A 23,991-nucleotide genomic window follows, 5' to 3' on the forward strand; every position below is an offset into this window, starting at 1 on the left:
CGTCGGCGTGGCGTTCACGAGGACCTCCGAGGGGGACGGGGCAGGAGCGGGGACGGGACGGGTGGGGCGGCGTGGCGCCGCGGTGGGGCGGTCATCGTTCACCGACCCGCAGCACCTCGCCGAGCCGGTCGCGCCGGCGCACGGCCGACTCGACGAGCACGGCGGCGACCAGGCTCACGGCGATGACGGCGGCCGCACCCGCGACGGGCACCCACGTGAGCCGGAGCTCGGCGGTGCCGGGCGCGCCGGTCAGCAGGTCCAGCCCGAGCGCGTCGGTCAGCGCCCACGGGACGACGACACCGATCGCGGTGCCCGCCAGGACGGAGACCACGGCGAGCGGGGCGAGCTCGCCGAGCGTGAGGGCGCGGGCCGTGCGGGCGTCGAGGCCTTGCGTGCGCAGCGCCGAGAGCGTGCGCCCGCGTTCGCGGGACGTCGCGACGACGGTGAGCGCGAGGGCCACCGCGGCGTACATCGCGAGGACGGCCGCGGACCCGAGCAGCAGGATCGTGAGACCCGCACCGACCGGTGACGAGCGGGCGGAATCCAGCCACTGCTCGCGCACGGTCACCTTGACGCCGGCCTTGTCCTCCAGCCCGGCGTCCCGGACGGCGGCGGCCGCTCCCTCTCCCTGCACCCACACGGTCTGGAGCGGGACGGCAGAGCCGACGACCTCCTGGTAGCGCGCACGGTCGACCACGAACGCGGGGTCCGTGCCCCCCGCCTGCAGCTCGGCCAACGCCTCGTCGTCGAGCGGCACGACGCGCGGCACGTCGTCGACGGTGCCCTGGACGTCGATCGGCACGAACCCGTCGGCGGCCATGAACTCGGGCTCGAGGATCTGCGCGGTCCGCAGGAGATCGGGCGTCAGCAGCGCCGGGAGGCCTGCGGTGGAGGGTTCGGCGAGCCGCGCCCATCCGTCGGACGGCTCGCCGCGCGCCTCGAGCACGCGGGCCATGTCGACCGCGTCGACCATGAGCACGCGCGCCTTGACGCCGCTCGACTGCCCGAAGGACCGTCCGATCCGCTCGGACGCCGACGCGACGGCATCGACGCCGGGCGCCGTGCGCAGCAGGTCGACCTCCTCGGTCGAGACCGAGCCGTCGAGCCGGACGGTCGCGCCGACGACGACGTCGGCGGCGGTCAGCTGTCCCGCACGGACCGTGACGGCGGTCGTCCCGCTGAACACGACGAGCGCGACGGCCGTCGTGAGCGTGAGGATCGGCACGAGCGTGCCGGTCGCGCGCGCGGCGCGGGCGGACGCGACGACGCCGACCAGGCCGCGCCGCCGGGTCGCGGCGCGCGACAGCCCGCGGAGCACGGGCGGCAGGACGCGTGCGGCCAGCACGGTCGCGGCGGCCGCGAGAAGGGCCGGGGCCGCGGCGAGCAGCAGGTCGACGTCACCCGTGCTCGACGGGACGAGCCCGCGACCGCGCACCGAGACGACCGCGGCGGCGGCGATCGCCGCGAGCGCGAGCTCCGCGGTCACGCGCCGGGCGCCCTGCCGGCGGGCGACCCGCTCGCGGTCGCTGCGGTTCGCGGGCTGGCGTGCGCCGGTCCACGCGCGCCGGACGACGAGCGCCGACGCCACGGCCGGGGCCACCATCGCGACGACCGCGACCAGGCCGGCCACGAGCCAGCTGCCCTCGGTGCCGGGGACCACGAGGACGGCCACGAGGGCGCCGGTCGCGGCGGCGACCAGGCCGACGGGGACGCTCTCGGTGAGCGCCCGCACGACGACCGACGCGACGGACGCGCCGCGTGCGCGCTCGGCGAGCAGCAGACCCTCGCGCCGCCCGACGAGCAGCCGTGCGGCGAGCACGAGCGCGAGCGCGCCGACGGTCGCGAGACCCACGAGCAGCACCGAGGCCTGCGCGCGGGCGGCGGTGAGCCGGTCGACGGCGTCGTCGAGCACGGCCGGCAGGTCCGTCTCGATGCCGGGCTGCCCGTCGGGCGTCGCATAGGTGCCGGGCGTGGCGAGCAGGACCGAGAGGTCGCGCGCGACGGTCGCGGCGCCCCGCTCGGAGAACGCCTCGGGCTCGGCCGGCAGCCGCACGAGCCGCGAGATCGCGGTGACCTGCAGCGCCGCCATCGCGTCGGCCAGCGACTCGTCGGACAGGAGGTAGGCGACGCGGTTCTCGGCCTTGCTTCCCGTCGCGGCCGGGAACGGTGCGAGCAGGTCGTCGTAGGTCTGCCACTGCGCCGCCGTCGCGTCGATCGGCTCGAAGAGGCCGGTGACGTGCGCGACGACGCGGCCCGGAGCGGGCAGCGTCAGGGGGAAGCGGGTGCCGACGTCGATACCGAGCTCCTCGGCCGTGCGCGCGGCGAGCCCGACCTGGATCTCGCGCTCAGGCGCCGGCCTGTCGATGATCGCGGGTCCCGTGCTGCCGGTGTCCTCGACCGGAGCGGCCCAGACCGACGCCGCCGGCGCGGTGCCCTCGACCCAGCGGACGAGCGGGACACCGACCTCGTTGCTGCCGACGTGCACGAGCCGCATGACCTGGCCGGCGCCAGCGACGCGCGCCGTCCGCGTGATCGTCTCGACGCCGGTCACCGGCGCCGACGTGACCGCGCGGATGGTCCGGGGCGTCTCGCCCCAGACCACCGACGCGGAGTTGGCGAGGAGCGTCGCCTCGTCCGGGTCGGGCTCGCGCGCGCCGATGTCGTCGCGGTTCGGCAGCCGGATCGCGACGTCGGCATCCGTGCCGGCCTCGGCGACGACGCCCCGCACGGTCGCGTCGGCGGTCCGCGCCTGCAGGCGTGGGAGTGCGACGGACAGCAGCACGGTGACGGCGAGCAGCACGGCCGCGAGCGTGAGCAGACCGGCGTCGTCCCGGCTGCGCCGTCTGCTGACGAGCGGTGCGAGGGCGGTCGCGGCGCGCAGCGCGCCGCCCCGCTGGTCGGGGGGCGGCGCCGCGGCGGGCGTGCCGGGCCGCGTCGTGGTGGTCGTCATCGTTCGTCCCCCAGCCGGAGCAGCGTGCCGGACGCCCGGCGCACCAGGGCGTTCGTCGTGGTGGCGACCGCGAGCGCGACCAGTGCGACGAGGACCGCGACAAGCACGGCCTGCGCGGGCCACTCCCACTGGACGAGCGGGCGCGGCACCGGCCGGCGGCCCTGGCCGGACACCGTGAGCAGCGGTCCGACGACGCCCGCGAGCAGCCCGCCGATCGCGAGCCCGGCGGCCACGCCGAGGACGCCGATGATCCCGTGCTCGACGAGCACGGCGCGGACGATGCCGCCGCGCGGCGCGCCGAGCGCCTGCAGCCGCGCGAGCTCGAGCCGTCGGGTGCGGACGGACACGGTGGCGCTCATCGCGAACCCGGCGAACGCGAGCGCGAGCGCCGCGATCGTCACGACCCACAGCGCGGCCTGGACGCCCACCCGGAGCGGGCCGTCGGTCGCGACCGCGCGCGCGTCGACGCGTGTGGTCGGGTCGCCCAGCTCGGTCCGCACGATCTCCCCGGCGACGTCGGCGACGCGGTCGTCCGGGACCTCGAACCACCACTCGTCGAGCATCGGGTCGGCCCACCCCCACAGGAGCGTGGCGCGCGAGAGCACGTCGCGGTCGACCAGCAGCGCGGACCCGCGCGGGTGCCCGGGCAGGTACGGCACGATCCGCTCGACCTCGACGGCCAGTGCGCGGCCGTCCCCGAGGTCGAGCGCGACCTCGTCGCCGACCTCGGCCGTCGTGGCGGTCGCGAGCGTGTCCGTGATGACCGCCGGCACGGCCTCGGGCGCCTCGAACGTCGCGCCCGCGAAGGTGAGGCCGCCCGCGCGCAGGAGCTCGGGGATCATGCTGACGCCGAGGCGCAGGCTTCCGTCGACGACCGCGACGCCGGGCGGCTCCGGGAACCCGAGCACGGGGGGCCGGGCGTCCCAGGCCGCGCTGTCGAGCGCGACGGGCGTGACGGCGCCGGTCGCGCTGCCGTCCGCGCCGGGCGCGACGACGCGGAGGTCGGAGAGCGAGACCGTCATCGCGGACGCCTCGCCGCGGACGCGGCTCGCGCGGTCCTCGGGTGCGTCCTCGTCCTGCCCGGACTCGAGGTCGACGACCAGGCCGACGAGCGACAGCCCCTCGATGGCCTCGGGCAGCTCGACACGGAGGTCGTCGACGTCCTCCCCGACGTGCGGCGTGACGGGCACGGCGAGCGGGGTGCGGACCCCGAGGGCGTCCTGCAGGACGAGCGTGACGGAGGCGACGACGTCGGCCGACGGCTTGGCGTCGGTGCCGACGTCGACGAGGAGGGCGCGGACCTGACCGGGCAGCGCGACCCCGGTGGCGGGCTCGTCGGGGGCGAGCCGTTCGGTGACCTCCGCCCAGCCGCCGTCGATGCGACCGCGCAGCAGCGCGTCCGCGTGCGTCGTGTCGACCGCGAGCAGCTGAGCCCACGGCCGGCGCGCGTCGCTCAGCGTGTCGATCGAGCCACCGACGGCCACCTGGCGGTCGGTGACGGCGCTGACGGCGGTCGTGCCCTCGAGGGCGGAGACCCGGGTCGACTGCTCGAGCGGGGCGCCGGGCAGCCGGTCGAGGCGCAGGTCGGTCCCCGTCGCGAGGTCGGCCTGCTCCTGCTGCGAGGTCCGCCACGTCCCGAGGAACGCCTGCGCGAACGAGGCGACCGCGACGGCGAGCGTGAGCAGCAGCACGGCACCGGACGCGCGCGCGGGCCGGCGGCCGACCTCCCACGCGCCGAGCGGCACGACCAGCGAGCGGCTGCGCGACGCGACGCGCTCGCCGAGTCCGGCGACGAGCGGCAGCAGCCGCAGCGTGAGCACGGCGCCGGCGAGCAGCAGCAGGGCGGGCGCGGTGACGAGCACAGGGTCGATCCGGGCGGGTCCGGTGCCGGCGAGCACGGGGGAGCGATAGCCCTGGAGCTGCCAGATCCCGAGCCCGGCGAGCACGAGGATCGCGAGGTCCGCACCCGAGCGTGCGAGCCCGCCGCGACGGTCCTGCCGGACGAGCTGCTGCTCGGCCTCGACGACGCTGCCGCGCCGCCGCAGCAGCGGCAGCAGGAGCACGCCGGCGAGCAGGAGCGCGGCGACCGCGCAGGTCAGCCACAGGGAGACGGGTGTCCCGGGGTCCTGGTGCAGGCCGGCGGCGCGCAGCACGTCGAGGCGCGTGATCGCGTCGTAGGTGAGGCGCGCGAGCCACGGCGCGGCGAGCGCGGTGACGGCGGCGACGCCCGCGGCCTCGATCGTGGCGAGGCGCAGGATCTGGCCGGTGGTGGCGCCGCGCGACGCCATGAGCGTCTGCTCGGCCGCCCGGCGCTCGGCGAGCAGGCGTGCCGCGAGCAGCAGGACGGTCACCGCGAGGACGACGAGCAGAAGGCCGACGACCACGAGCGTGATCCGCGTGACCGCGAGCCCGGCGACGGCCTCGTCGATCGTCATGGGCAGGAAGGTCGCGAGCCGCGCCCCCGTGGAGACGGGCGAGGCGGCCGCGCTCAGGGTGGCCTGCCCGTCGGTGAGCGCGGTGCGCAGCGCGTCGACGTCGGCCGTGGGCGCGTCGGCGAGGTGCGGCGCGGCGACGACGCGCACGTTCGCGACCTGCACCGGTCCGGCCGCGAGGGCCTCGGGGACCGTGACGAGCGGGCCGTAGAGCGGGGCCGTGTTGAAGCCGAAGGTGCCCGGGATCGGCCACGCCGGGTGGAACTGCGCGCCGTCGAGCAGGTCGCGCGTCCACAGCGCACCGGGTCCGTCGAGCTCGTGCACGCCGACGACGACCATCGGCAGGTCCTGACGCGTCTCGGAGCTGCGCCCCGGCAGGACCGTGCCGACCGTCCAGCCGAGCGCGTCGGCCGCGGTGCGCGGGACGGCGACGGGCACGCGTCCCTCGGCGTCGACGGCGACGTCGGGCCACGTGCCGGCGACCAGCGTCGCGTGCTCGGGGATCGTCGGCTCGGAGGCGAGGTACGCCATCGGCAGGCCGATCCGGTTGCCCGTGCCGACGTGGTAGAGCGCGGACGTGAGCCACCGCTCCCGGTCGGCGTCGACGCCGCCGAGCAGGTCGTCGAGGTAGTCGTCGGCGACGGGGAGCGCCTCGGCCGGCGTCTCGCGGCCGAGCGTGAGCACCACGTCGATGTCGGTGTCGGTCGCGGACGACCGGCCCAGGGCCTCGCCGAGCGCCCGCGTCTCGCTCGTGTGCAGCAGCAGCGCGAACGTGCCGAGCAGCGTCGCACCCACGAGCGCGACGGCGAGCACGGCGGCGAGCAGTGTGCTCTGCGCGGCGGCGCGGTGCCGCAGCACGCGCAGCGTCCAGCCCAATCGAGCCTCCGGGGACCTCGTCGTCAGCACGCGCCGACGGGGCGACGGGCGCGGGATGCGTCGATGCTAAGCAGCCGTTCGGCGGGTGTGGGAGCGATTCCGCAAGTCCGAGACCGACCTGTGACCTTGCGCAACTCAGGGGGTGAGGAGTCGGTCGGCGGCCCGCGGGGATCGCGACGGAGGCTACTCGTCTGTATATTCCGGCTGGAATAGTTCGACCGGAGGAAGGAGACACGCGTGCCCGAGCTGTCCGCCGTCGCCGTCCTCGTCCTCGGCCTCCTGCGCGAGCACCCGCGGCACCCCTACGACGTCTTCCAGACGCTCGTCGAGCGCCGCGACACCCGGCTCGTGCGCGTCAACCCCGGCGCGGTCTACCACGCGGTCGAGCGGCTGGCCCGCGACGGCCTCGTCGAGGCGCTCGGCACCGAGCGCAGCGGCAACCGCCCCGAGCGCACCACCTACCGGCTCACCGACGCCGGCCGCAGCGCGTACGAGCGGCGGCTCGCGAGCTTCCTGGGCGACGACCACCCGGTCCACCCCGTCTTCTCCGTCGGCCTCGCCGAGGCGGTGGACCTGCCGCGCGACGTCGTCCGCGACGCGCTCGTCCGGCGCCGCGAGCGCGAGGCCGAGCGCCTCGCCGAGCTCGAGTCCGCCTACACCCGCGTGCGCGCGCAGGGCCTGCCGCGCCGCCACCTGCTCGACGTCGAGCACGACGTCGCACACCTGCGCCACGAGGTCGAGTGGCTCGACCGCACCGTCGCCGAGCTCGACGACGACGCCCTCGGCTGGGACGACCCGTTCCCCGCCGCCTTCCTCGAGGCCCGGCACCGCCGCCCCGCGGCGACCGCGACCAGCCGCTGACCCCGCAGGTCGGGGCACGCCACGCCACCGACCCCGCGCCGCACCCACCCCGCACCGACCGTCCCCGGAGGACCCATGACCACCGAGCAGCCCCGCGCGCTCGTCGACCTGCACGGGCGCAGCCCGTGGAGCGTGCTCCCGCCGCTGTGCCTCGGCTTCTTCATGATCATGATCGACACCACGATCGTGAACATCGCCGTCCCCACCCTCGTCACCGAGCTCGACGCGTCGTTCACCGAGGTCGGCTGGGTCAACAGCGCGTACCTGCTGACGTTCGCGGTCCTGCTGCTCGTCACGGGACGCCTGGGTGACCGGTTCGGCCCCAAGCCCGTCTTCGTCGTCGGTCTCGTCGTGTTCACGCTCGCGTCGCTGTGGTGCGGCCTGTCCGGCTCGATCGGGATGCTCATCGCCGCCCGGGCCGTGCAGGGCGTCGGCGGCGCACTGATGACGCCGCAGACGATGTCGATGATCACGCGCGTCTTCCCGCCCGCGCGCCGCGGCGCCGCGATGGGTGTCTGGGGCGCCGTCGCGGGCGTCGCGACGATCACCGGCCCGGTGCTCGGCGGCCTGCTCGTCGAGACCGTCGGCTGGGAGTGGATCTTCTACGTCAACGTCCCCGTCGGCGTCGTCGCGCTGTGGCTCGCGCTGCGCCGCCTGCCCGCGCTGCCCACGCACGCGCGGACCTTCGACGGGCTCGGCGTCGTGCTGTCCGTGCTCGGCATGTTCCTCGTCGTCTTCGGCCTGCAGGAGGGCGACACCTACGACTGGGGCACGGTCGTCGGGCCGGTGACGATCTGGGAGATCGTCGGCCTGGGCGTGCTCGTCCTCGTCGGGTTCGTGCTGTGGCAGCGGCACCTGGGCGACGACGCGCTCATGCCGCTGCGCCTGTTCCACGTGCGCAACTTCTCGCTGTCCAACGTCGCCGGTTTCGCGGTGACGTTCGCGATGACCGGCATCTTCTTCCCGTTCACGATCTTCGCCCAGCTGGTCCTCGGCCTGTCGCCGCTCCACGCGGCCCTCATCGGCCTCGGCGGCTCGCTGCTCTCGGGCGTCGTCGCGCCCGTCGCCGGACGGATGTCCGACCGCGTCCCGGCGAAGTGGATCGTCGCGACGGGCTTCGCGATCCTCGTGGTCGTCGTCGCGTGGCTCGCGGCCGTCATCCGTCCCGAGGTGCCCGTCTGGCAGCTCGTCCTGCCCATGACGGTGTTCGGCATCGGCACCGGCATGCTCTTCTCGCCGCTGGCCGCGACCGCCACCGCAGGGCTCGACCAGCGCAACGCGGGCGCGGGCGCGGGCGCGTTCAACACGAACCGCCAGATCGGCGGCGTCATCGGGTCGGCGGCCGTCGTCGCGATGCTGTCGTCGCGCCTCGGCATCGCGATCCCCGCGGCCGCGCAGGACGAGGCCGCGGCGCTGCCCGAGCAGGCCCGCCAGGCGTTCCTCGACGGCTTCTCGCGCGTCGACCCCGACCAGTTCTCGACGGGTGCGGGCGCAGCGGCCGCACCGCAGCTCCCCGACTCGGTCCCGGCGGACGTCGCGCGGCAGATCACCGACGCCGCGACGCAGGCCGTGCACGCCGGCTTCTCGACGGCCGTCGCGCAGACGCTGCTGCTCACGGTCGCGGTCCTGGCGCTCGGCCTCGTCGCGTGCCTCGCGATGCACGCGGTCCGGCCCGCGCACCACCCCGCGCAGCCCGCGCCGGAGCCGGCGCGCGCGGAGGCCTGACGCGGCGGCTGCGCCGGTGCACGGCCGGGTCGGGTGTCACCACGCCCGGCCCGGCCGTCTGCTGTCGTCAGCCCGCGGCGGGCACCGGGCGGAAGGTCAGGAGCGTGCTGCCCGCCGGGAAGGCGCGGACGGACAGCCGCTCGAGCGTCGTGCCGCCGGCGCCGTCGAGGAACCGCCGGCCCGCCCCCAGGACGACCGGCTGCACGACCACGCGCAGCTCGTCGAGGACCCCGGTCGGCAGCAGTGAGGCCACGAGCGTCGACGAGCCGAAGACGGCGACGTCCTTGCCGGGCTGCTCCTTGAGCGCGCGCAGCCGCCCCACGACGTCGTCGGCGACGAACTCGGTCGGCCCCCACGGGTGCGCGCTCAGGGTCCGCGACGGCACGACCTTCGGCAGGTCGTTCATGAAGCCCGCCACGACGGGGTCGTCCCGGTACGCCTCGGGTGTCGGCCAGTACGACGCCATGAGCTCGAACGTGCGACGCCCCATGACGATCGTGTCGATCGCGTCGCCCTGCGCGGCGGAGTACCGCTCGAGCTCGTCGTCGGTCGTGAACCAGTCGAGGCCGCCGTCGGGTGCCGCGTGGAAGCCGTCGAGGGACACGAGGACGTAGGCGTAGACGGTGCGCACGGGCGCCTCCCGGGGGTCAGGGCCGGGCGGCGGCACGGGGACGCGCGACCGCCCGGCGGGTCGTCACCAGGATCGACCCGACCGGGCGGCCGGACTCGTCGGGGTGCGCCCGGCCGGTGCGGTCGACCGGTCGGGCGCGGGGTCACGCCTGCGGCGGGCGCGTCATGCTGAGGACGTCGAGGGCCGCGTCGAGCTGCTCCTCGGTGACCTCGCCGCGCTCGACGTAGCCGAGGTCGACGACGGCCTGCCGGATGGTCAGGCCCTTCTTCACGGCGTGCTTCGCGATCTTCGCGGCGGCCTCGTACCCGATGACGCGGTTGAGCGGCGTGACGATCGACGGGGACGACTCGGCGAACGCGCGGGCCCGCTCCTCGTTCGCCTCGAGGCCCGCGACGGTCTTGTCGGCGAGCACGCGGCTCGCGTTGGCGAGCAGGCGGATCGACTCGAGCACCGCGGACGCGATGACGGGAATCTGCACGTTGAGCTCGAACGAGCCCGACGCACCGGCCCACGCGACGGTCGCGTCGTTGCCGACGACGCGTGCGGCGACCATGAGCACGGCCTCGGGCACGACGGGGTTGACCTTGCCGGGCATGATCGACGACCCGGGCTGCAGGTCGGGGATGAACAGCTCGCCCAGGCCCGTGTTCGGGCCCGAGCCCATCCAGCGCAGGTCGTTGCAGATCTTCGTGAGGCTCACGGCGATCGTGCGCAGCGCGCCGGACAGCTCGACGAGACCGTCGCGCGACGACTGCGCCTCGAAGTGGTCGCGCGCCTCGGTCAGCGGCAGCCCGGTGTCCTCGCGGAGCAGCTCGATGACCCGCTGCGGGAAGCCGGCGGGCGTGTTGATGCCGGTGCCGACGGCCGTGCCGCCGAGCGGGACCTCCGCGGCGCGGGGGAGCGCGGCCTGCAGCCGCTCGACGCCGTACCGGACGGCCGCGGCGTACCCGCCGAACTCCTGGCCGAGCGTCACCGGCGTGGCGTCCATGAGGTGCGTGCGGCCCGACTTCACGACGGTCGCCCACGCGTCGGCCTTGTCCTGCAGCGCGGCGGCGAGGTGCTCGAGCGCGGGGACGAGGTCGCGCACGACGCCCGCGGTCGCGGCGACGTGCACGGACGTCGGGAAGACGTCGTTCGACGACTGCGACGCGTTGACGTGGTCGTTCGGGTGCACGTCCGCACCGAGGCCGCGCGTCGCGAGCGTCGCGAGCACCTCGTTCGTGTTCATGTTCGACGAGGTCCCCGAGCCCGTCTGGTAGACGTCGACCGGGAAGTGCTCGTCGTGCGCGCCCGACGCGACCTCGTCGGCGGCGGCGACGATCGCGTCGGCGACGTCCTGCGGCAGCACGCCGAGCTCGGCGTTCGCGCGCGCGGCGGCCTTCTTGATCCGGGCGAGCGCCTCGATGTGCCCGCGCTCGAGGGTGCTGCCGGAGATCGGGAAGTTCTCGACGGCCCGCTGCGTCTGCGCGCGGTACAGCGCGGCCGCGGGGACCCGCACCTCGCCCATCGTGTCGTGCTCGATCCGGAACTCGGGCGACGACGACGTGCCCGTGACAGGTGCGGAAGTCATGCGGTCCATCCTGCCGCACGGCGCCGGAGCACCGGACGCGTGACGATGGCCACATGACGTCTCCGACGCCCGCGTGCCCCGCCGAGAGGTTCCTCGAGCACGGCCGCCTGGTCCGTACCCCGCGCCGCCTCGACGACCGCACGCTCGTCCTGGAGCACCTCGCGGCCCGGCTGCTCGCACCGGGCGAGGCCGCACCCGAGCGGGCCCTGACCGCGCGACTCGCCGAGGTGTCCGACGACCCCGTCCGCCTGCGCCGCGACCTCGTCGAGGCCGGTCTGGTGGGTCGGCGGCAGGACGGCGGCCTCTACTGGCGCGAGCGCCTCACGGTCCACGACGAGGAGCCGGACGCGCGCCCGGGCCCCGAGGACTCCTGGCTCTGACGCGCGGCCCGGGGGTTCCGCTGCGCCCTGCGCGGGCGGTCAGCCGATGTCGCCGACGGACTCCGTCAGGTGCACCTGGCCGTCGGCGAGCGTGTACTCGAGTCCGACGATCGCGCAGCGTCCCTCGGCGATCGCCTCGGCGAGGGACACCGAGTAGCCCTGGAGCATCTGCACGGTGTGCCGGACGTGCTCGTGGCCGAGCGTCGCGGCGTCGACGTTGCCGATGCCGCCCTCGCCCGCGAGGTTGACGATCGACGGGATGACGCGGTCGACGACGGCGCGCACGAACCCGCGCGGGAGCGAGCCGTCCTGCAGCGCGGCGGTCGCGGCGGCGACGGCCCCGCAAGAGTCGTGACCGAGGACGACGACGAGCGACGCGCCCAGCACCTCGACGCCGTACTCGATCGACCCGATGACGGTCGTGTCGAGCACGTGCCCGGCGGTCCGGACCACGAACACGTCGCCCAGGCCCTGGTCGAAGATGATCTCGGCCGCGACCCGCGAGTCCGAGCAGCCGAAGATCACGGCGAACGGGTGCTGGGCGGTCGAGAGCTCGGCGCGGCGGTCGATTCCCTGCGACGGGTGCTCCATCTCGCCGCGCACGAAGCGGGCGTTCCCCTCACGCAGTGCGGACCAGGCTTCGGCGGGCGTCACGTTCGGCACGACCGACATGGTGGCAGCAACCCGCCCGGGCGGCAGCGGATGACCGCCAGGCGGTCGCGGACGGTGCCCCGCGACCCGCGTTCCCGTGGCGGACCTGCGACGACAGGAGTAGGCAAGGTCATGGCGCGACGCTGCGCCGACGGGGGAGGTGGCTCGTGCGACGCCGGACGAGAGCGCTCGTGATGGTGGCGGCGGTCGGTCTGCTCGCGCCGCTCGCGGCGTGCGCGGCCGAGTCGGGGCCGCCCGTGCTCACGTGGTACATCAACCCGGACGACGGCGGGCAGGCGGAGATCGCCCGCCGCTGCACCGACCAGGCGGGCGGTGAGTACCGCCTCGAGGTGTCGGTCCTGCCCCGCGACGCCGCCTCGCAGCGCGAGCAGCTCGCCCGACGGCTCGCCGCGAAGGACACGTCGATCGACCTCATGAGCCTCGACCCGCCGTTCATCCCGGAGCTCGCCGAGCCCGGGTTCCTCGCGCCGATCCCCGACGACGTCGCGCAGCGCGTCTCGCAGGACGTCGTGCAGGGCGCGCTCGACGGCGCGACCTGGGGCGACAAGCTCGTCACGGTCCCGTTCTGGGCGAACACGCAGCTGCTCTGGTACCGCAAGTCGGTCGCGCAGGCCGCAGGGCTCGACCCGGCGACGGCACCCGTGACGTGGCAGCAGGTCATGGAGGCCTCCAAGTCCCAGGACAAGTACCTCAGCGTGCAGGGCGCCAAGGCCGAGTCGCTCACCGTCTGGATCAACGCGCTCGTCGAGTCGGCCGGCGGGCAGATCCTCGAGAACCCCGAGGCCCCGGCCGACGAGCTCACGCTCGGCCTCGACTCCGACGCGGGGCGCGCGGCGGCCGAGATCATCGGCACCATCGGCAAGGACGACCTCGCCGGGCCGGCGCTGCCGACCGAGGACGAGAACGCGTCGATGACGATCTTCCAGGGGGATCGCGGCTCGTTCATGGTCAACTGGCCGTTCGTCTGGCCCGCGACCAAGGCCGGCGTCGAGGACGGCGCGATCGAGCAGTCGGTGCTCGACGACATCGGGTGGGCGCTGTACCCGCAGGTCGACGAGGCGCAGGAGTCCCGGCCGCCGTACGGCGGGATCAACCTCGGCGTCGGCGCGTTCAGCCGGTACGTCGACCAGGCGTTCGCCGCGGCCGAGTGCATCGTGCAGCCCGAGAACCAGGTCTACTACTTCGTCGAGAACGGCAACCCGCCGTCCAACACGACGGCCTTCGACGACCCGCAGGTGATCGAGGCGTTCCCGATGGCGCCCGTCATCCGCCAGTCGCTCGAGCAGGCCGCGCCGCGACCGCAGACGCCCTACTACAACGAGGTGTCGTCCGGTCTGCAGGAGACGTGGCACCCGCCGTCGTCGGTGAACCCCGACACGACGCCGCAGAAGTCCACCGACTTCATCACCGCGGTCCTCCGCGGCGACCAGCTGCTGTGAGAGGGGAGGGGTCATGACGAGCCAGGCGACAGCCCCCGCAGCGGCGGAGATCCGCGGCACGGCCGGGCGATCCGCGAAGGCGCTGCGGTCCGACCGTGCACGAGCCGAGGCGCGGCTCGGCTGGTACCTCGCAGGTCCGGCGTTCGTCGTCATGCTGGCGGTCACGCTGTACCCGATCCTGCAGGCGATGTACGACTCGCTGTTCCGGTACCGGCTCACCGCACCGGACGACCGCTCGTTCGTCGGTCTCGCGAACTACGGCGTCGTGCTCTCCGACGCGGTCTGGTGGCAGGCGTTCGGCGTGACCGTGCTCATCACCGTGATCACGGTGGCGGTCGAGCTCGTCCTCGGGTTCGCGCTCGCGCTCGTCATGCACCGGGCGATCAAGCGGCTGCGCGGGCTGCTGCGCACGGCGATCCTCGTGCCCTACGGGATCATCACCGTCGTCTCCGCGTTCGCGTGGTTCTACGCGTTCGACATCAACTCCGGCTACGTGAACACCTGGTTCGACTGGGTGCCGGGGATCGACGAGAACCTCAACTGGTTCGCCGAGTTCGGCACCGCGATCTTCGTCATCATCGCCTCGGAGATCTGGAAGACCACGCCGTTCATCTCGCTGCTGCTCCTGGCCGGTCTGGCGCAGGTGCCCGGCGAGCTCGACGAGGCCGCCGAGGTCGACGGCGCGACATGGTGGCAGCGCCTGCGCCGGGTCACGCTGCCGAACATGAAGGCCGCGATCATGGTCGCCGTCCTGTTCCGGGCCCTCGACGCGTTCCGCATCTTCGACAACGTCTTCATCATGACGAACGGCTCCGCGGGCACCACCGTGCTGTCGCTGCTGGCCTACCGGACGTCCATCGGGAGACTCGAGATCGGCCTCGGGTCCGCGATCTCGGTGCTGCTGTTCCTGGCCGTGATCGGCATCTGCTGGATCGCGATCAAGCTCTTCAAGGTCGATCTCGCCGGCGCGAGGGGGGAGAGCTGATGAGCGCCCTGACCACCCGCATGAAGGTCGCCTGGGCCGTCATCACGGTCCTGGTCCTGACCTACGCGCTGTTCCCCGTGCTGTCGATCATGGCGACGTCGTTCAAGCTGCCCAGCGAGCTGAACACGGGGACGTTCCTCCCGTCGCAGTGGACGTGGACGAACTACAACGAGATCCTCGGGCCCGACGGGTCCGCGCGGGACCTGTTCCTGCCGGCGCTGCGCAACTCGATCGGCATCTCGCTCATCGCCACGGCGATCGCCGTCGTGCTGGCCACGCTCGCCGCCTACGCGATCGCGCGGCTCGACTTCCCCGGCAAGCGGCTGATCCTCACGACCGCGCTGGGCGTCTCGATCTTCCCCGTCATCTCGATCGTCACACCGCTGTTCAACCTGTGGCGCAACATCGGCCTGTACGACACGTGGGCGGGTCTCATCATCCCGTACCTGTCCCTCACGCTCCCGATCTCCATCTGGACGCTCGCCGCGTTCTTCCGGCAGATCCCGTGGGAGCTCGAGCAGGCCGCGCAGGTCGACGGCGCGACCAGCTGGCAGGCGTTCCGCAAGGCGATCGTGCCGCTCGCCGCACCCGGCGTGTTCACGACCGCGCTCATCGCGTTCTTCATCGCGTGGAACGACTTCGTCTACGGCATCTCGCTCACCTCGACGAGCCGCGCGCGTCCCGTGCCCGCGGCCCTCGCGTTCTTCACCGGCGCCTCCCAGTTCGAGGAGCCGACCGGTGCCATCTCCGCCGCGGCGGTGATCGTCACGATCCCCGTCGTCATCCTCGTGCTGCTGTTCCAGCGCCAGATCGTCGCGGGCCTGACCCAGGGCGCGGTCAAGGGCTGACCCGAAGGAGACCTCCATGGCTGCGATCACCCTCACCGACATCCAGAAGCGCTACCCCGACGGCTTCCACGCCGTGAAGGGCGTGAGCCTCGACATCGCCGACGGCGAGTTCGTCATCCTCGTCGGCCCGTCCGGCTGCGGGAAGTCGACGCTGCTGCGCATGATCGTCGGGCTCGAGGACATCACCGACGGCGAGCTGAAGATCGGCGGGGAGCGCGTCAACGAGAAGGCGCCGCGCGACCGCCAGCTCGCGATGGTGTTCCAGAACTACGCGCTCTACCCGCACCTCACCGTCGCCGAGAACATCGCGTTCCCGCTGCGGCTCACCAAGGGCCAGTTCACCGAGGCGCAGATCCGCGAGAAGGTCAGGTTCGCCGCCGAGACCCTCGAGCTGCAGGACCACCTCGAGCGCAAGCCCGCGAACCTGTCCGGCGGCCAGCGGCAGCGTGTCGCGATGGGCCGCGCGATCGTCCGCGACGCGCGCGCGTTCCTGTTCGACGAGCCGCTGTCCAACCTCGACGCCAAGCTCCGTGGCCAGATGCGCACCGAGATCGCCCGCATGCAGCGCCGCATGGGCACGACCACCGTGTACGTCACGCACGACCAGACCGAGGCCATGACGCTCGGCGACCGCGTCGCCGTCCTCCGCAAGGGCGAGCTGCAGCAGGTCGCGTCGCCGCGCGCCCTCTACGAGCACCCCGTCAACCTGTTCGTCGCCGGGTTCATCGGCTCGCCGCCCATGAACTTCGTGCCCGGTGAGCTCTCCGGCGACACCCTGAGCCTGCCGTTCGCCGACGTGCCGCTCACCGACGACCTGCGCGCGCGCATCGGCAGCCGCCAGCTCGTCATCGTCGGCATCCGGCCCGAGCACTTCGAGGACGGGACCGTCGCGCAGCGGCAGGGCCGCACCGGCGGTGTCACCTTCGAGGCGGACGTCGACGTCACCGAGTGGCTCGGCTCCGACCTGTTCGCCTACATCCCCTTCGAGACGCACGAGTCGGTGCGCGGCAAGCTCGAGGAGCTCGACCGGGACCTCGACGGCGAGGGGCTGCGCACGCAGCTCGTCGTGGCGCTCGCGTCGGACTCCCGCGTCCGCGACGGCGACCGGGCCACGCTCTGGTTCGACGCGTCGAAGATCCTCGTCTTCGACCCCGAGACGGGCGAGAACCTCACCTTCGACGACCGTGAGGCGAAGGCGATCGACGAGCAGAACGAGCAGGACCGCAAGGCGTCGCTCGAGCGGGCGCACGCGCGCGAGCAGCGCGACCGGGAGCGCACGAAGACCGCCTGACGGTCAGGCGCGACGGCGTCGCCGGTCCACCGACGACGGCGACGGCGCGCCGCGCTGCCCGCGGACCGGGCGGGCGGAGGTCGCGACGGGCCGCCGTCAGGCGTCGAGCTCGGCCGACGTCGGGGGGTTCGCGCCCGGGCGCGACACGGTGATCGCGGCGATGCGCGCGCAGCGCTCGAGCACGCGCTCGACCGTCGCCGCGTCCACGTCGCGGAGCGCCTCGCGACGGTCCGCGCCCAGCAGCCCGGCGGACCACAGCCCGTCGATCAGGCCGCCCATGAACGAGTCGCCCGCGCCGACGGTGTCCGCGACCTGGACCTTCGGCGCCGGCACCGTGATGCGGGCCCCCGCCGACGTGCTCGCGAACGCGCCCTCGCCGCCGTGCGTCACGACCACGAGCGCGGGGCCCGACCGGCTCCACTCCTCGGCGATCTCCGCGGGCGCGACGCCCGGGTGCAGCCACGCGAGGTCCTCGTCGCTGACCTTGACCACGTCGGCCAGCCGCACGAGCGCGTCGACGTACGGCTGCGCGTGCGCGGGCGAGCCCATGAGCGCGGGCCGCAGGTTCGGGTCGTAGGTGATGGTCGAGGTCCCCTGACGCCGCGACACCTCGTGCGCGACGCGCGCGCCGCCGGGCTGCAGCACCGCCGCGATCGACCCGGTGTGCACGACGACCGGGTCGCCCGCGAGCTCGTCCCACGTGGACGGCAGGTCCCACTCGAGGTCGAACTCGTACGTCGCGACCCCCTGCGCGTCGAGATGCGCGGTCGCGACGGGCGTGCGTGCGGGGGAGCGGTCGCCCTGCAGCACGCGCACGTGCGACGCCTCGAGGTGCCGACGCACCGCGTCCCCCTCCGCGTCGAGCCCGAGCCAGGTCAGCAGGTCGACCTCGCGCCCCAGCCGACCGAGGCCCAGCGCCACGTTCGCCGGGCTGCCGCCGGGGTGCTCCGCGCGCGAGCCGTCCGGTCGACGCACCGCGTCGATGAGTGCCTCGCCGATCACCAGGGCCCGCTCGCTCACCGGTCGTCCTCCTGCTCGTTCGTGGGGGTCGTGGGCGACCCGGACGTCGGCTCGTCGGCCGCGCGCACCGCGGCCAGGCGCTCGCGGGCGCCGTCGAGCCACTGCTGGCAGCGTGCGGCGAGCGCCTCGCCACGCTCCCAGAGCCGCAGCGACTCCTCGAGCGACGCCCCGCCGGCCTCGAGCCGGGCGACCACTGCGACGAGCTCGTCGCGCGCCTCCTCGTAGGTCAGCGCCGCCACGTCGGCGTCCTGCTGCGGAGGGCTGTCGGGGGTGCTGCGGGAGGGCGTCGTCGGCACGACGCACAGTCAACCACCCGCCGCCGACCCACCCGTCCGTCCGTCACCGACCGGACGCCCGACGTCGTCAGGGCGTGACGACCTCCGCGGCGATCTCGCCCTGCGCGACGCGGACGCGCAGCCGGTCGCCGGGGTCGACGTCGACAGGGTCGCGCACGACCGCGCCGTCGGCGCGCTGCACGACGGCGTACCCGCGCTCGAGCGTCGCCGCGGGGGAGAGCGCCCGGACCTGAGCCGCCAGCCCCGCGACCTCCGCACGGCCGTGCACGAGCTCGGTGTGCAGCGCCCGCCGGGCGGCGTCGCGCAGCACGTGCACGCGCGCCTCGTGCCCGTCGACGAGCGCGGTCGGCTGCGCGAGCACCGGCCGGCTGCGCCAGTGGTCGAGGCCCGCCTGCTCGCGGGTGAGCCGGTGCACGAGCGCACCGCGCGACCGGTGCCGCAGCTGCAGCACGCGTGCCCGCTCCTCGCTCACGTCGGGCACGACGCGCTTGGCGGCGTCCGTCGGCGTCGACGCGCGGAAGTCCGCGACCAGGTCGAGCAGCGGCGCGTCCATGTGGTGCCCGATCGCCGAGACGAGCGGCGTCCGGCACGCCGCCGCCGCCCGGACCAGCGTCTCGTTGCTGAACGGCAGCAGGTCCTCGAACGACCCGCCGCCGCGCGCCACGACGACCACCTCGACGCGCGGGTCCGCGTCGAGGTCCGCGATCGCCGCCGACACCTCGGGCACCGCGCGCGGCCCCTGGACCGTCACGCGCCGGATCTCGAACCGCACCCCGGGCCAGCGCGCCCGCGCGTTCGACACGACGTCGTGCTCCGCGTCGCCCTGCTGCGCGCACACGAGCCCGACGACCGCAGGCAGGAAGGGCAGCGGCCGCTTGCGGGCGGGGTCGAACAGCCCTTCGGCGGCCAGCACGCCCTTGAGGTGCTCGATGCGCGCGAGCAGCTCGCCGAGCCCGACGAGGCGCACGTCGTCGGCCTGGAACGTCAGGTCGCCCTTCTTGGCGTGGAACCGCGGGCTCGCGTGCACCACGACGTGTGCGCCGTCGGCCGCCGCGTCGCCCAGCCGTCGGATCGCACCGGCGGGCGCGGTGACCGACAGCGACATGTCGAGGTCGGTGTCCCGCAGCGTGAGGAAGTACATGGTGTTCCAGCGCTTGAGGTTGAGCACCTGCCCCTCGACCCACACAGGCGGCATCCGCGCGATGTAGTCCGCGATCTTCGGCGCGAGGTGCCGGACGGGCCAGGGGCGCTCGGGCGTCGTCTCGGCCGCGCGCAGCGGCAGCGGCAGCCGCGCGGCGGGCTCCTGGGGTTCGGTGCTCACCCGCACAGCCTGCCCCACACCGCGGACAACCTCAGTCGTCGGCCGAGACCTGCCCCGCGCCGTCGACCCCCTCATGACGCCCGCTCACGTCCCCGACGCGGGCGTCATGAGGGGGTCGCGGTCCGGTCGACGCGTGCGAGGCCCGTGGACGTCGCGTGGAGGTGCGCGAACGCACACCCGCGCGGGGTCGTCCGCGCGCGGTGCGAACGTAGACTCGCGACGTGACCTCTGCGACCGACCAGGCCCCCGGCGTGCCCCCGACCAAGCGCGTGCTGCTCGCCGCGCCCCGCGGGTACTGCGCCGGCGTCGACCGGGCCGTCGTCGCCGTCGAGAAGGCCCTCGAGCACTACGGCGCCCCCGTGTACGTCCGCAAGGAGATCGTGCACAACAAGTACGTCGTCGAGACGCTCGCCGCTCGCGGCGCGATCTTCGTCGACGAGACCGACGAGGTCCCCGAGGGCGCGCGCGTCGTGTTCTCCGCGCACGGCGTCTCCCCGGCCGTGCACGCCGCGGCCGCCGCCCGCTCGCTCCAGACGATCGACGCGACGTGCCCCCTGGTGACGAAGGTGCACAAGGAGGCCGTGCGGTTCGCGGCCGAGGACTACGACATCCTGCTCATCGGCCACGAGGGCCACGAGGAGGTCGAGGGCACGCAGGGCGAGGCGCCCGAGCACATCCAGGTCGTCAACTCCCCGGAGGCCGTCGACGACGTCGTCGTGCGCGACCCCGAGCGCCTCGTGTGGATCTCGCAGACCACGCTGTCCGTCGACGAGACGATGGAGACCGTCCGCCGGCTGCGCGAGCGGTTCCCGCACCTGCAGGACCCGCCGAGCGACGACATCTGCTACGCCACGCAGAACCGCCAGGTCGCCGTCAAGAAGCTCGCGCCGCACTGTGACGTCGTCATCACCGTCGGGTCCGCGAACTCGTCGAACTCGGTCCGCCTGGTCGAGGTCGCGCTCGACGCCGGCGCACGCGCGTCCTACCGCGTCGACAAGGCGTCCGAGATCGACCCGGCCTGGTTCGACGGCGCGACGACCGTCGGCGTCACGTCCGGCGCGTCCGTGCCCGAGATCCTGGTCCGCGACGTCCTCGAGCTGCTGGCCGGCCTGGGCTACGGCGAGGTCGAGGAGGTCCGCACGGCGACCGAGGACCTCATGTTCTCGCTCCCGCGCGAGCTGCGCGCCGACCTCAAGGCCTCCGGTGCGACCCCGGAGCGCCCGCGCCGCGAGGGGCGCCGCTCCCTCGACGTCCAGCCCGCCTGACCCGTCGCAGGTCCGGACCGCGCCGACCGGCGCGCCCGCGCCGCTCACCGCCCGGGGCCGGGCGCGTGGGCGGGCCCCCGTCCTGAACCCGCGACCGGGGTGTGCGAGGGTGGAACGATGCCCCCCGCCAGCCCGTCGCGGCGCACCTCCCTGTCCTACGGCCGCGGTCTCGCCGGCATCCAACGCCGCGTCTTCTGGCCCGCGCTCGGGATCGTGCTCGGCGTCGCCGCCCTCGCGATCGCGTTCCCCGACACCGCGGAGGACGTGGTCGGCGTGCTGCAGGAGAACGTCATCGGCGTCTTCGGGTGGTACTACGTCCTGCTCGTCGCGGGCTTCGTGGCGTTCGCGCTGTGGCTCGGGCTCGGACGGTGGGGTGACCTCACGCTCGGCACGGACGACGACCGGCCGGAGTTCGGGCTGCGGACGTGGTTCGCGATGCTCTTCGCCGCCGGGATGGGCATCGGCCTCGTCTTCTACGGCGTCGCGGAGCCGTTGAGCCACTTCGCGAACCCCAAGCCCGGGGTGACCGGCACGCAGGCGCAGCTCGCCCAGTCGGCGCTCGCGCAGACCTACCTGCACTGGGGCGTCCACGCGTGGGCGATCTACGTCGTCGTCGGCCTGGCCGTCGCGTGGGCCGTGCACCGGCGCGGGCGGCCCGTCTCGATCCGCTGGGCGCTCGAGCCGCTCCTCGGCGACCGGGTCCGCGGCACGCTGGGCGACGCGATCGACGTCGCGGCCGTCGTCGGGACGATGTTCGGCGTCGCGACCTCGCTGGGCCTCGGTGTCCTGCAGATCTCGGCCGGCCTGCGGCACGTCGGTGTCGCGTCGTCCGGGCGGACCACCCAGGTCGTGCTCATCGTGGTCATCACCGCGATCGCGACCTGGTCGGTGCTCAGCGGCCTGGACCGCGGCCTCAAGTGGCTGTCGAACATCAACGTCGCGCTCGCGGGCGTGCTGCTCGTCGCCGTCCTCCTGCTCGGTCCGACGCTGTTCCTGCTGCGCGACTTCGTGCAGTCGATCGGCGTCTACCTCTCGTCGGTCGTCTCGCTGACCTTCAACGTGAGCGCGTACGCGGGCCCGGAGGGCGAGGCGTGGCAGGCCATGTGGACGACGTTCTACTGGGGCTGGTGGATGTCCTGGGCGCCGTTCGTCGGCGTGTTCATCGCCCGCATCTCCCGCGGGCGGACGGTGCGCGAGTTCGTGGCCGGGGTGCTGCTCGTGCCGACGCTCGTGACGTTCCTCTGGTTCTCGGTGCTCGGCGGGGCGGCCATCTACCGCGAGATCTTCGGCACGGGCGGCCTCGTAGGTGCGGACGGCACGGTCGTCGCGGAGAACGCGCTGTTCGACGTGCTCGCCGGCCTGCCGTGGGGATCCGTGCTGTCGGTGCTCGCGATCGTGCTGATCGGGCTGTTCTTCATCACCTCGGCCGACTCCGGGTCGCTCGTCGTGGCGATGCTGTCGTCCGGCGGCAACCCCGACCCGAGCCGGCCCGTGCGCGTGATCTGGGCGACGCTCGGTGGACTGCTCGCGATCGCGCTGCTGCTCGCCGGGGGGCTGGTCGCGCTGCAGACGGCGGCCATCCTCATCGCCCTGCCGTTCTCGCTCGTGATGATCGGGATGGTGGTGTCCCTGGCCCGCGCGCTCGGCCGCGAGCACCACGAGCTGCTCCGCGCGCAGCGCCTCGAGGCCCGCGCGCGGCTGACGCGGCACGTCACCGAGCACGTCACCGGCGAGGTCACCTCGCTGCTCGCGCGCCGGTCCCGCGCCGAGACGTCCCCGCGCCCGTCGCGCCTGCTGCGCCCCCGCTCGCACGGGAAGGACGCCCCAGGGCCCGACCGGCGCGACGACTGAGCGGCGTGACCCGAGCGGCCGCGCGACCCGTTCGGCTTCGTGGCTCAGCGGTCGCCCGAGCGTCAGGCGGTCGTCGACCCGTCGCCCGCGGCGCGGCGGTCCTCGGCACGCGCGAGCTCCGCGTCGAGGGCCCGCGCGTCGCGCCGCTCGACGCCGTCACCGAGCACGCGGTCGTCGAGCGCCACGATCTGCTCCTCGGCGGACGCGACGAGCTCGGGTGCGCTCACGACGGAGAGCTGCGGGTTGACCGGCGTCGGCGTCGGGAGGTCGCCGTCGACGACGTGCAGGTCGGCGAACCGGCGCGCGCTCACCAGGACGCGCGTCTCGAGCGAGCCGACGGCCTGGTTGTAGGCGCCCGCGGCGGAGTCGATCGCCCGCCCGAGGCGCGTCAGGTGGGCGCCCATCGTGGCGAGCCGGCCGTGCAGCTCCTTGCCGAGCGACAGGACGGCCTGCGCGTTGCTGGCGAGCGCGTCCTGCCGCCACGCGTAGGCGACGGTCCGCAGCAGCGTGAGCAGCGTGACGGGGGTCGCGAGCACGACGTTCCGCTCGAACGCGTACTCGACGAGCGTCGGGTCCTGGTCGGCGGCGGCGTGCAGGAACGACTCGGCGGGGACGAACATCACGACGAACTCGGGCGCGGGCGCGAACTGGTCCCAGTACCGCTTCGACGCGAGGTCGTCGACGTGCTTGCGGACGTGCCGAGCGTGCGCGGCGAGCCGGTCCGCGCGCACAGCAGGGTCGTCCGTCTGGGACGCCTCGAGGAAGCCGAGGAACGCGACCTTCGCGTCGACGACGACGTGCTTGCCGCCCGCGAGCCGCACGACCATGTCGGGGCGCAGCAGCCCGTCGTCGGTCCGCACCTGCTCCTGCTCGACGAAGTCGACGTGCGCGAGCATCCCGGCGGCCTCGACGACGCGGCGCAGCTGCACCTCGCCCCACCGGCCGCGGACCTGCGACGACCGCAGCGCGGTGACGAGCTGCGCCGTCTCCCCGCGGAGCTGCTCGGAGGCCACCCGCATGGCGCGGACCTGCTCGCCGAGCGCCGCGTGCCCCTCGACGCGCGCCCTCTCGGCCTCGGCGAGCTCGGCGCGGACCTGGTCGAGCGTGCGGGACAGCGGCTCGACGAGCGCGCGCACGGCCTGCTCGCGCTGGGCGAGCTCGCCGACCTGCGTCTGGTGGTCGGCCGCGAACCGCTGGTGCGCGAGCGCGAGGAACTGGTCGGAGCTCGTCGCGAGCGCGTCGGCGGCGAGCGCACGGAACTGGTCGGCGACGCGCTCGGAGTCGGCCTGCGCTGCGGCGAGGCGGTCGGCGGTCGCGGCGCGCTCCGCGTCGAGCACCGCACGGGCGCGGGCGACCTCGACCTCGGCGGCGTGCAGGCGGGCGGCCGTGCGGCGAGCCGACGACGACGCGAGCAGCCACGCGACGGTCGCGCCGGCGACGAGGCCGACGAGGAGGCCGACGAGCAGCGCGGTCGTGTCCATACCCGCACCCTCTCAGCCGCCACCGACACGGGCCCGGGTGTGCGCCGGCGTGGCGCCGACCCGCGCCGCACGGTCCGACATGCTGCCTATGCTGGGC

General features: G+C 74.4%; 18 protein-coding genes. 9 read left to right on the plus strand and 9 right to left on the minus strand.

What is annotated here, in order from left to right:
* Positions 1-91 precede the first annotated feature (91 nt).
* Positions 92-2,950, minus strand: coding sequence for an FtsX-like permease family protein (locus KOV94_RS08285; protein ID WP_218051785.1), 2,859 nt, complete (start codon positions 2,948-2,950; stop codon positions 92-94).
* Entirely contained in the window at positions 2,947-6,288 is a 3,342-nt protein-coding gene (locus KOV94_RS08290; RefSeq protein ID WP_218051786.1) for an FtsX-like permease family protein, read from the minus strand. Before KOV94_RS08290 ends, KOV94_RS08285 begins: the two co-directional genes overlap by 4 nt.
* 207 nt (positions 6,289-6,495) lie before the next feature.
* Between KOV94_RS08290 and KOV94_RS08295 the strand changes: the two genes are divergently transcribed.
* Together KOV94_RS08295 and KOV94_RS08300 are read left to right on the plus strand one after the other, a co-directional pair.
* Positions 6,496-7,119, plus strand: a complete 624-nt coding sequence (locus tag KOV94_RS08295; RefSeq protein ID WP_124342907.1) for a PadR family transcriptional regulator — start codon at positions 6,496-6,498, stop codon at positions 7,117-7,119.
* Between the two features lie 75 nt (positions 7,120-7,194).
* On the plus strand, positions 7,195-8,844 hold the full coding sequence (locus KOV94_RS08300; protein WP_218051787.1) for an MFS transporter: 1,650 nt from the start codon (positions 7,195-7,197) through the stop codon (positions 8,842-8,844).
* Positions 8,845-8,911: 67 nt separating this feature from the next.
* Here the strand turns inward: KOV94_RS08300 and KOV94_RS08305 are convergent, their stop codons facing one another.
* Positions 8,912-9,475, minus strand: a complete 564-nt coding sequence (locus tag KOV94_RS08305) for a dihydrofolate reductase family protein (RefSeq protein WP_160142808.1) — start codon at positions 9,473-9,475, stop codon at positions 8,912-8,914.
* Positions 9,476-9,617: 142 nt separating this feature from the next.
* Positions 9,618-11,045 (minus strand): class II fumarate hydratase, encoded by a 1,428-nt coding sequence (locus tag KOV94_RS08310; protein WP_218051788.1) that lies wholly within the window; start codon positions 11,043-11,045, stop codon positions 9,618-9,620.
* Between the two features lie 53 nt (positions 11,046-11,098).
* On the opposite strand from KOV94_RS08310, the gene KOV94_RS08315 reads away from it, so the two are divergent.
* Positions 11,099-11,425 (plus strand): DUF2087 domain-containing protein, encoded by a 327-nt coding sequence (locus KOV94_RS08315; RefSeq protein WP_124341479.1) that lies wholly within the window; start codon positions 11,099-11,101, stop codon positions 11,423-11,425.
* Between the two features lie 39 nt (positions 11,426-11,464).
* Here KOV94_RS08315 and KOV94_RS08320 read toward each other — a convergent pair whose 3' ends face one another.
* Positions 11,465-12,097: a carbonic anhydrase gene (locus KOV94_RS08320; protein ID WP_124341480.1), complete on the minus strand. Its 633-nt coding sequence runs from the start codon at positions 12,095-12,097 to the stop codon at positions 11,465-11,467.
* A 146-nt stretch (positions 12,098-12,243) separates the two neighbouring features.
* Between KOV94_RS08320 and KOV94_RS08325 the strand changes: the two genes are divergently transcribed.
* The 4 genes from KOV94_RS08325 to KOV94_RS08340 are packed head-to-tail and all read left to right on the plus strand — an operon-like array spanning position 12,244 to position 16,660.
* Positions 12,244-13,536, plus strand: coding sequence for an extracellular solute-binding protein (locus KOV94_RS08325; protein ID WP_371852308.1), 1,293 nt, complete (start codon positions 12,244-12,246; stop codon positions 13,534-13,536).
* A gap of 13 nt (positions 13,537-13,549) precedes the next feature.
* Positions 13,550-14,521 carry a carbohydrate ABC transporter permease gene (locus KOV94_RS08330; protein WP_124341481.1) on the plus strand — a complete coding sequence of 324 codons (972 nt, stop codon included), beginning with the start codon at positions 13,550-13,552 and terminating at the stop codon, positions 14,519-14,521.
* Entirely contained in the window at positions 14,521-15,369 is an 849-nt protein-coding gene (locus KOV94_RS08335) for a carbohydrate ABC transporter permease (protein WP_124341482.1), read from the plus strand. Before KOV94_RS08330 ends, KOV94_RS08335 begins: the two co-directional genes overlap by 1 nt.
* A 16-nt stretch (positions 15,370-15,385) precedes the next feature.
* A complete protein-coding gene (locus KOV94_RS08340) occupies positions 15,386-16,660 on the plus strand; it encodes an ABC transporter ATP-binding protein (RefSeq protein WP_218051789.1) in 1,275 nt (424 codons plus the stop codon).
* A gap of 96 nt (positions 16,661-16,756) precedes the next feature.
* Here KOV94_RS08340 and KOV94_RS08345 read toward each other — a convergent pair whose 3' ends face one another.
* From KOV94_RS08345 to xseA, 3 genes are all read right to left on the minus strand, one after another.
* On the minus strand, positions 16,757-17,680 hold the full coding sequence (locus tag KOV94_RS08345) for a carbohydrate kinase family protein (protein WP_218051790.1): 924 nt from the start codon (positions 17,678-17,680) through the stop codon (positions 16,757-16,759).
* Positions 17,677-17,976, minus strand: a complete 300-nt coding sequence (locus KOV94_RS08350) for an exodeoxyribonuclease VII small subunit (RefSeq protein WP_124341485.1) — start codon at positions 17,974-17,976, stop codon at positions 17,677-17,679. The genes KOV94_RS08345 and KOV94_RS08350 overlap by 4 nt, the downstream gene beginning before the upstream one ends.
* 67 nt (positions 17,977-18,043) lie before the next feature.
* Positions 18,044-19,297 (minus strand): exodeoxyribonuclease VII large subunit, encoded by a 1,254-nt coding sequence (xseA, locus tag KOV94_RS08355; RefSeq protein WP_124341486.1) that lies wholly within the window; start codon positions 19,295-19,297, stop codon positions 18,044-18,046.
* A 221-nt stretch (positions 19,298-19,518) separates the two neighbouring features.
* Between xseA and KOV94_RS08360 the strand changes: the two genes are divergently transcribed.
* A complete protein-coding gene (locus KOV94_RS08360; protein ID WP_124341487.1) occupies positions 19,519-20,562 on the plus strand; it encodes a 4-hydroxy-3-methylbut-2-enyl diphosphate reductase in 1,044 nt (347 codons plus the stop codon).
* Positions 20,563-20,679: 117 nt separating this feature from the next.
* Positions 20,680-22,413: a BCCT family transporter gene (locus KOV94_RS08365; protein WP_218051791.1), complete on the plus strand. Its 1,734-nt coding sequence runs from the start codon at positions 20,680-20,682 to the stop codon at positions 22,411-22,413.
* A gap of 62 nt (positions 22,414-22,475) precedes the next feature.
* On the opposite strand, the gene KOV94_RS08370 is transcribed toward KOV94_RS08365, so the two are convergent.
* The gene (locus KOV94_RS08370) at positions 22,476-23,894 is read right to left on the minus strand and encodes a DNA recombination protein RmuC (RefSeq protein WP_218051792.1); all 1,419 of its coding nucleotides are present in this window, start codon (positions 23,892-23,894) and stop codon (positions 22,476-22,478) included.
* Positions 23,895-23,991 lie beyond the last annotated feature (97 nt).

The organism is Cellulomonas algicola (assembly GCF_019024305.1).
Lineage (GTDB): Bacteria > Actinomycetota > Actinomycetes > Actinomycetales > Cellulomonadaceae > Cellulomonas > Cellulomonas algicola.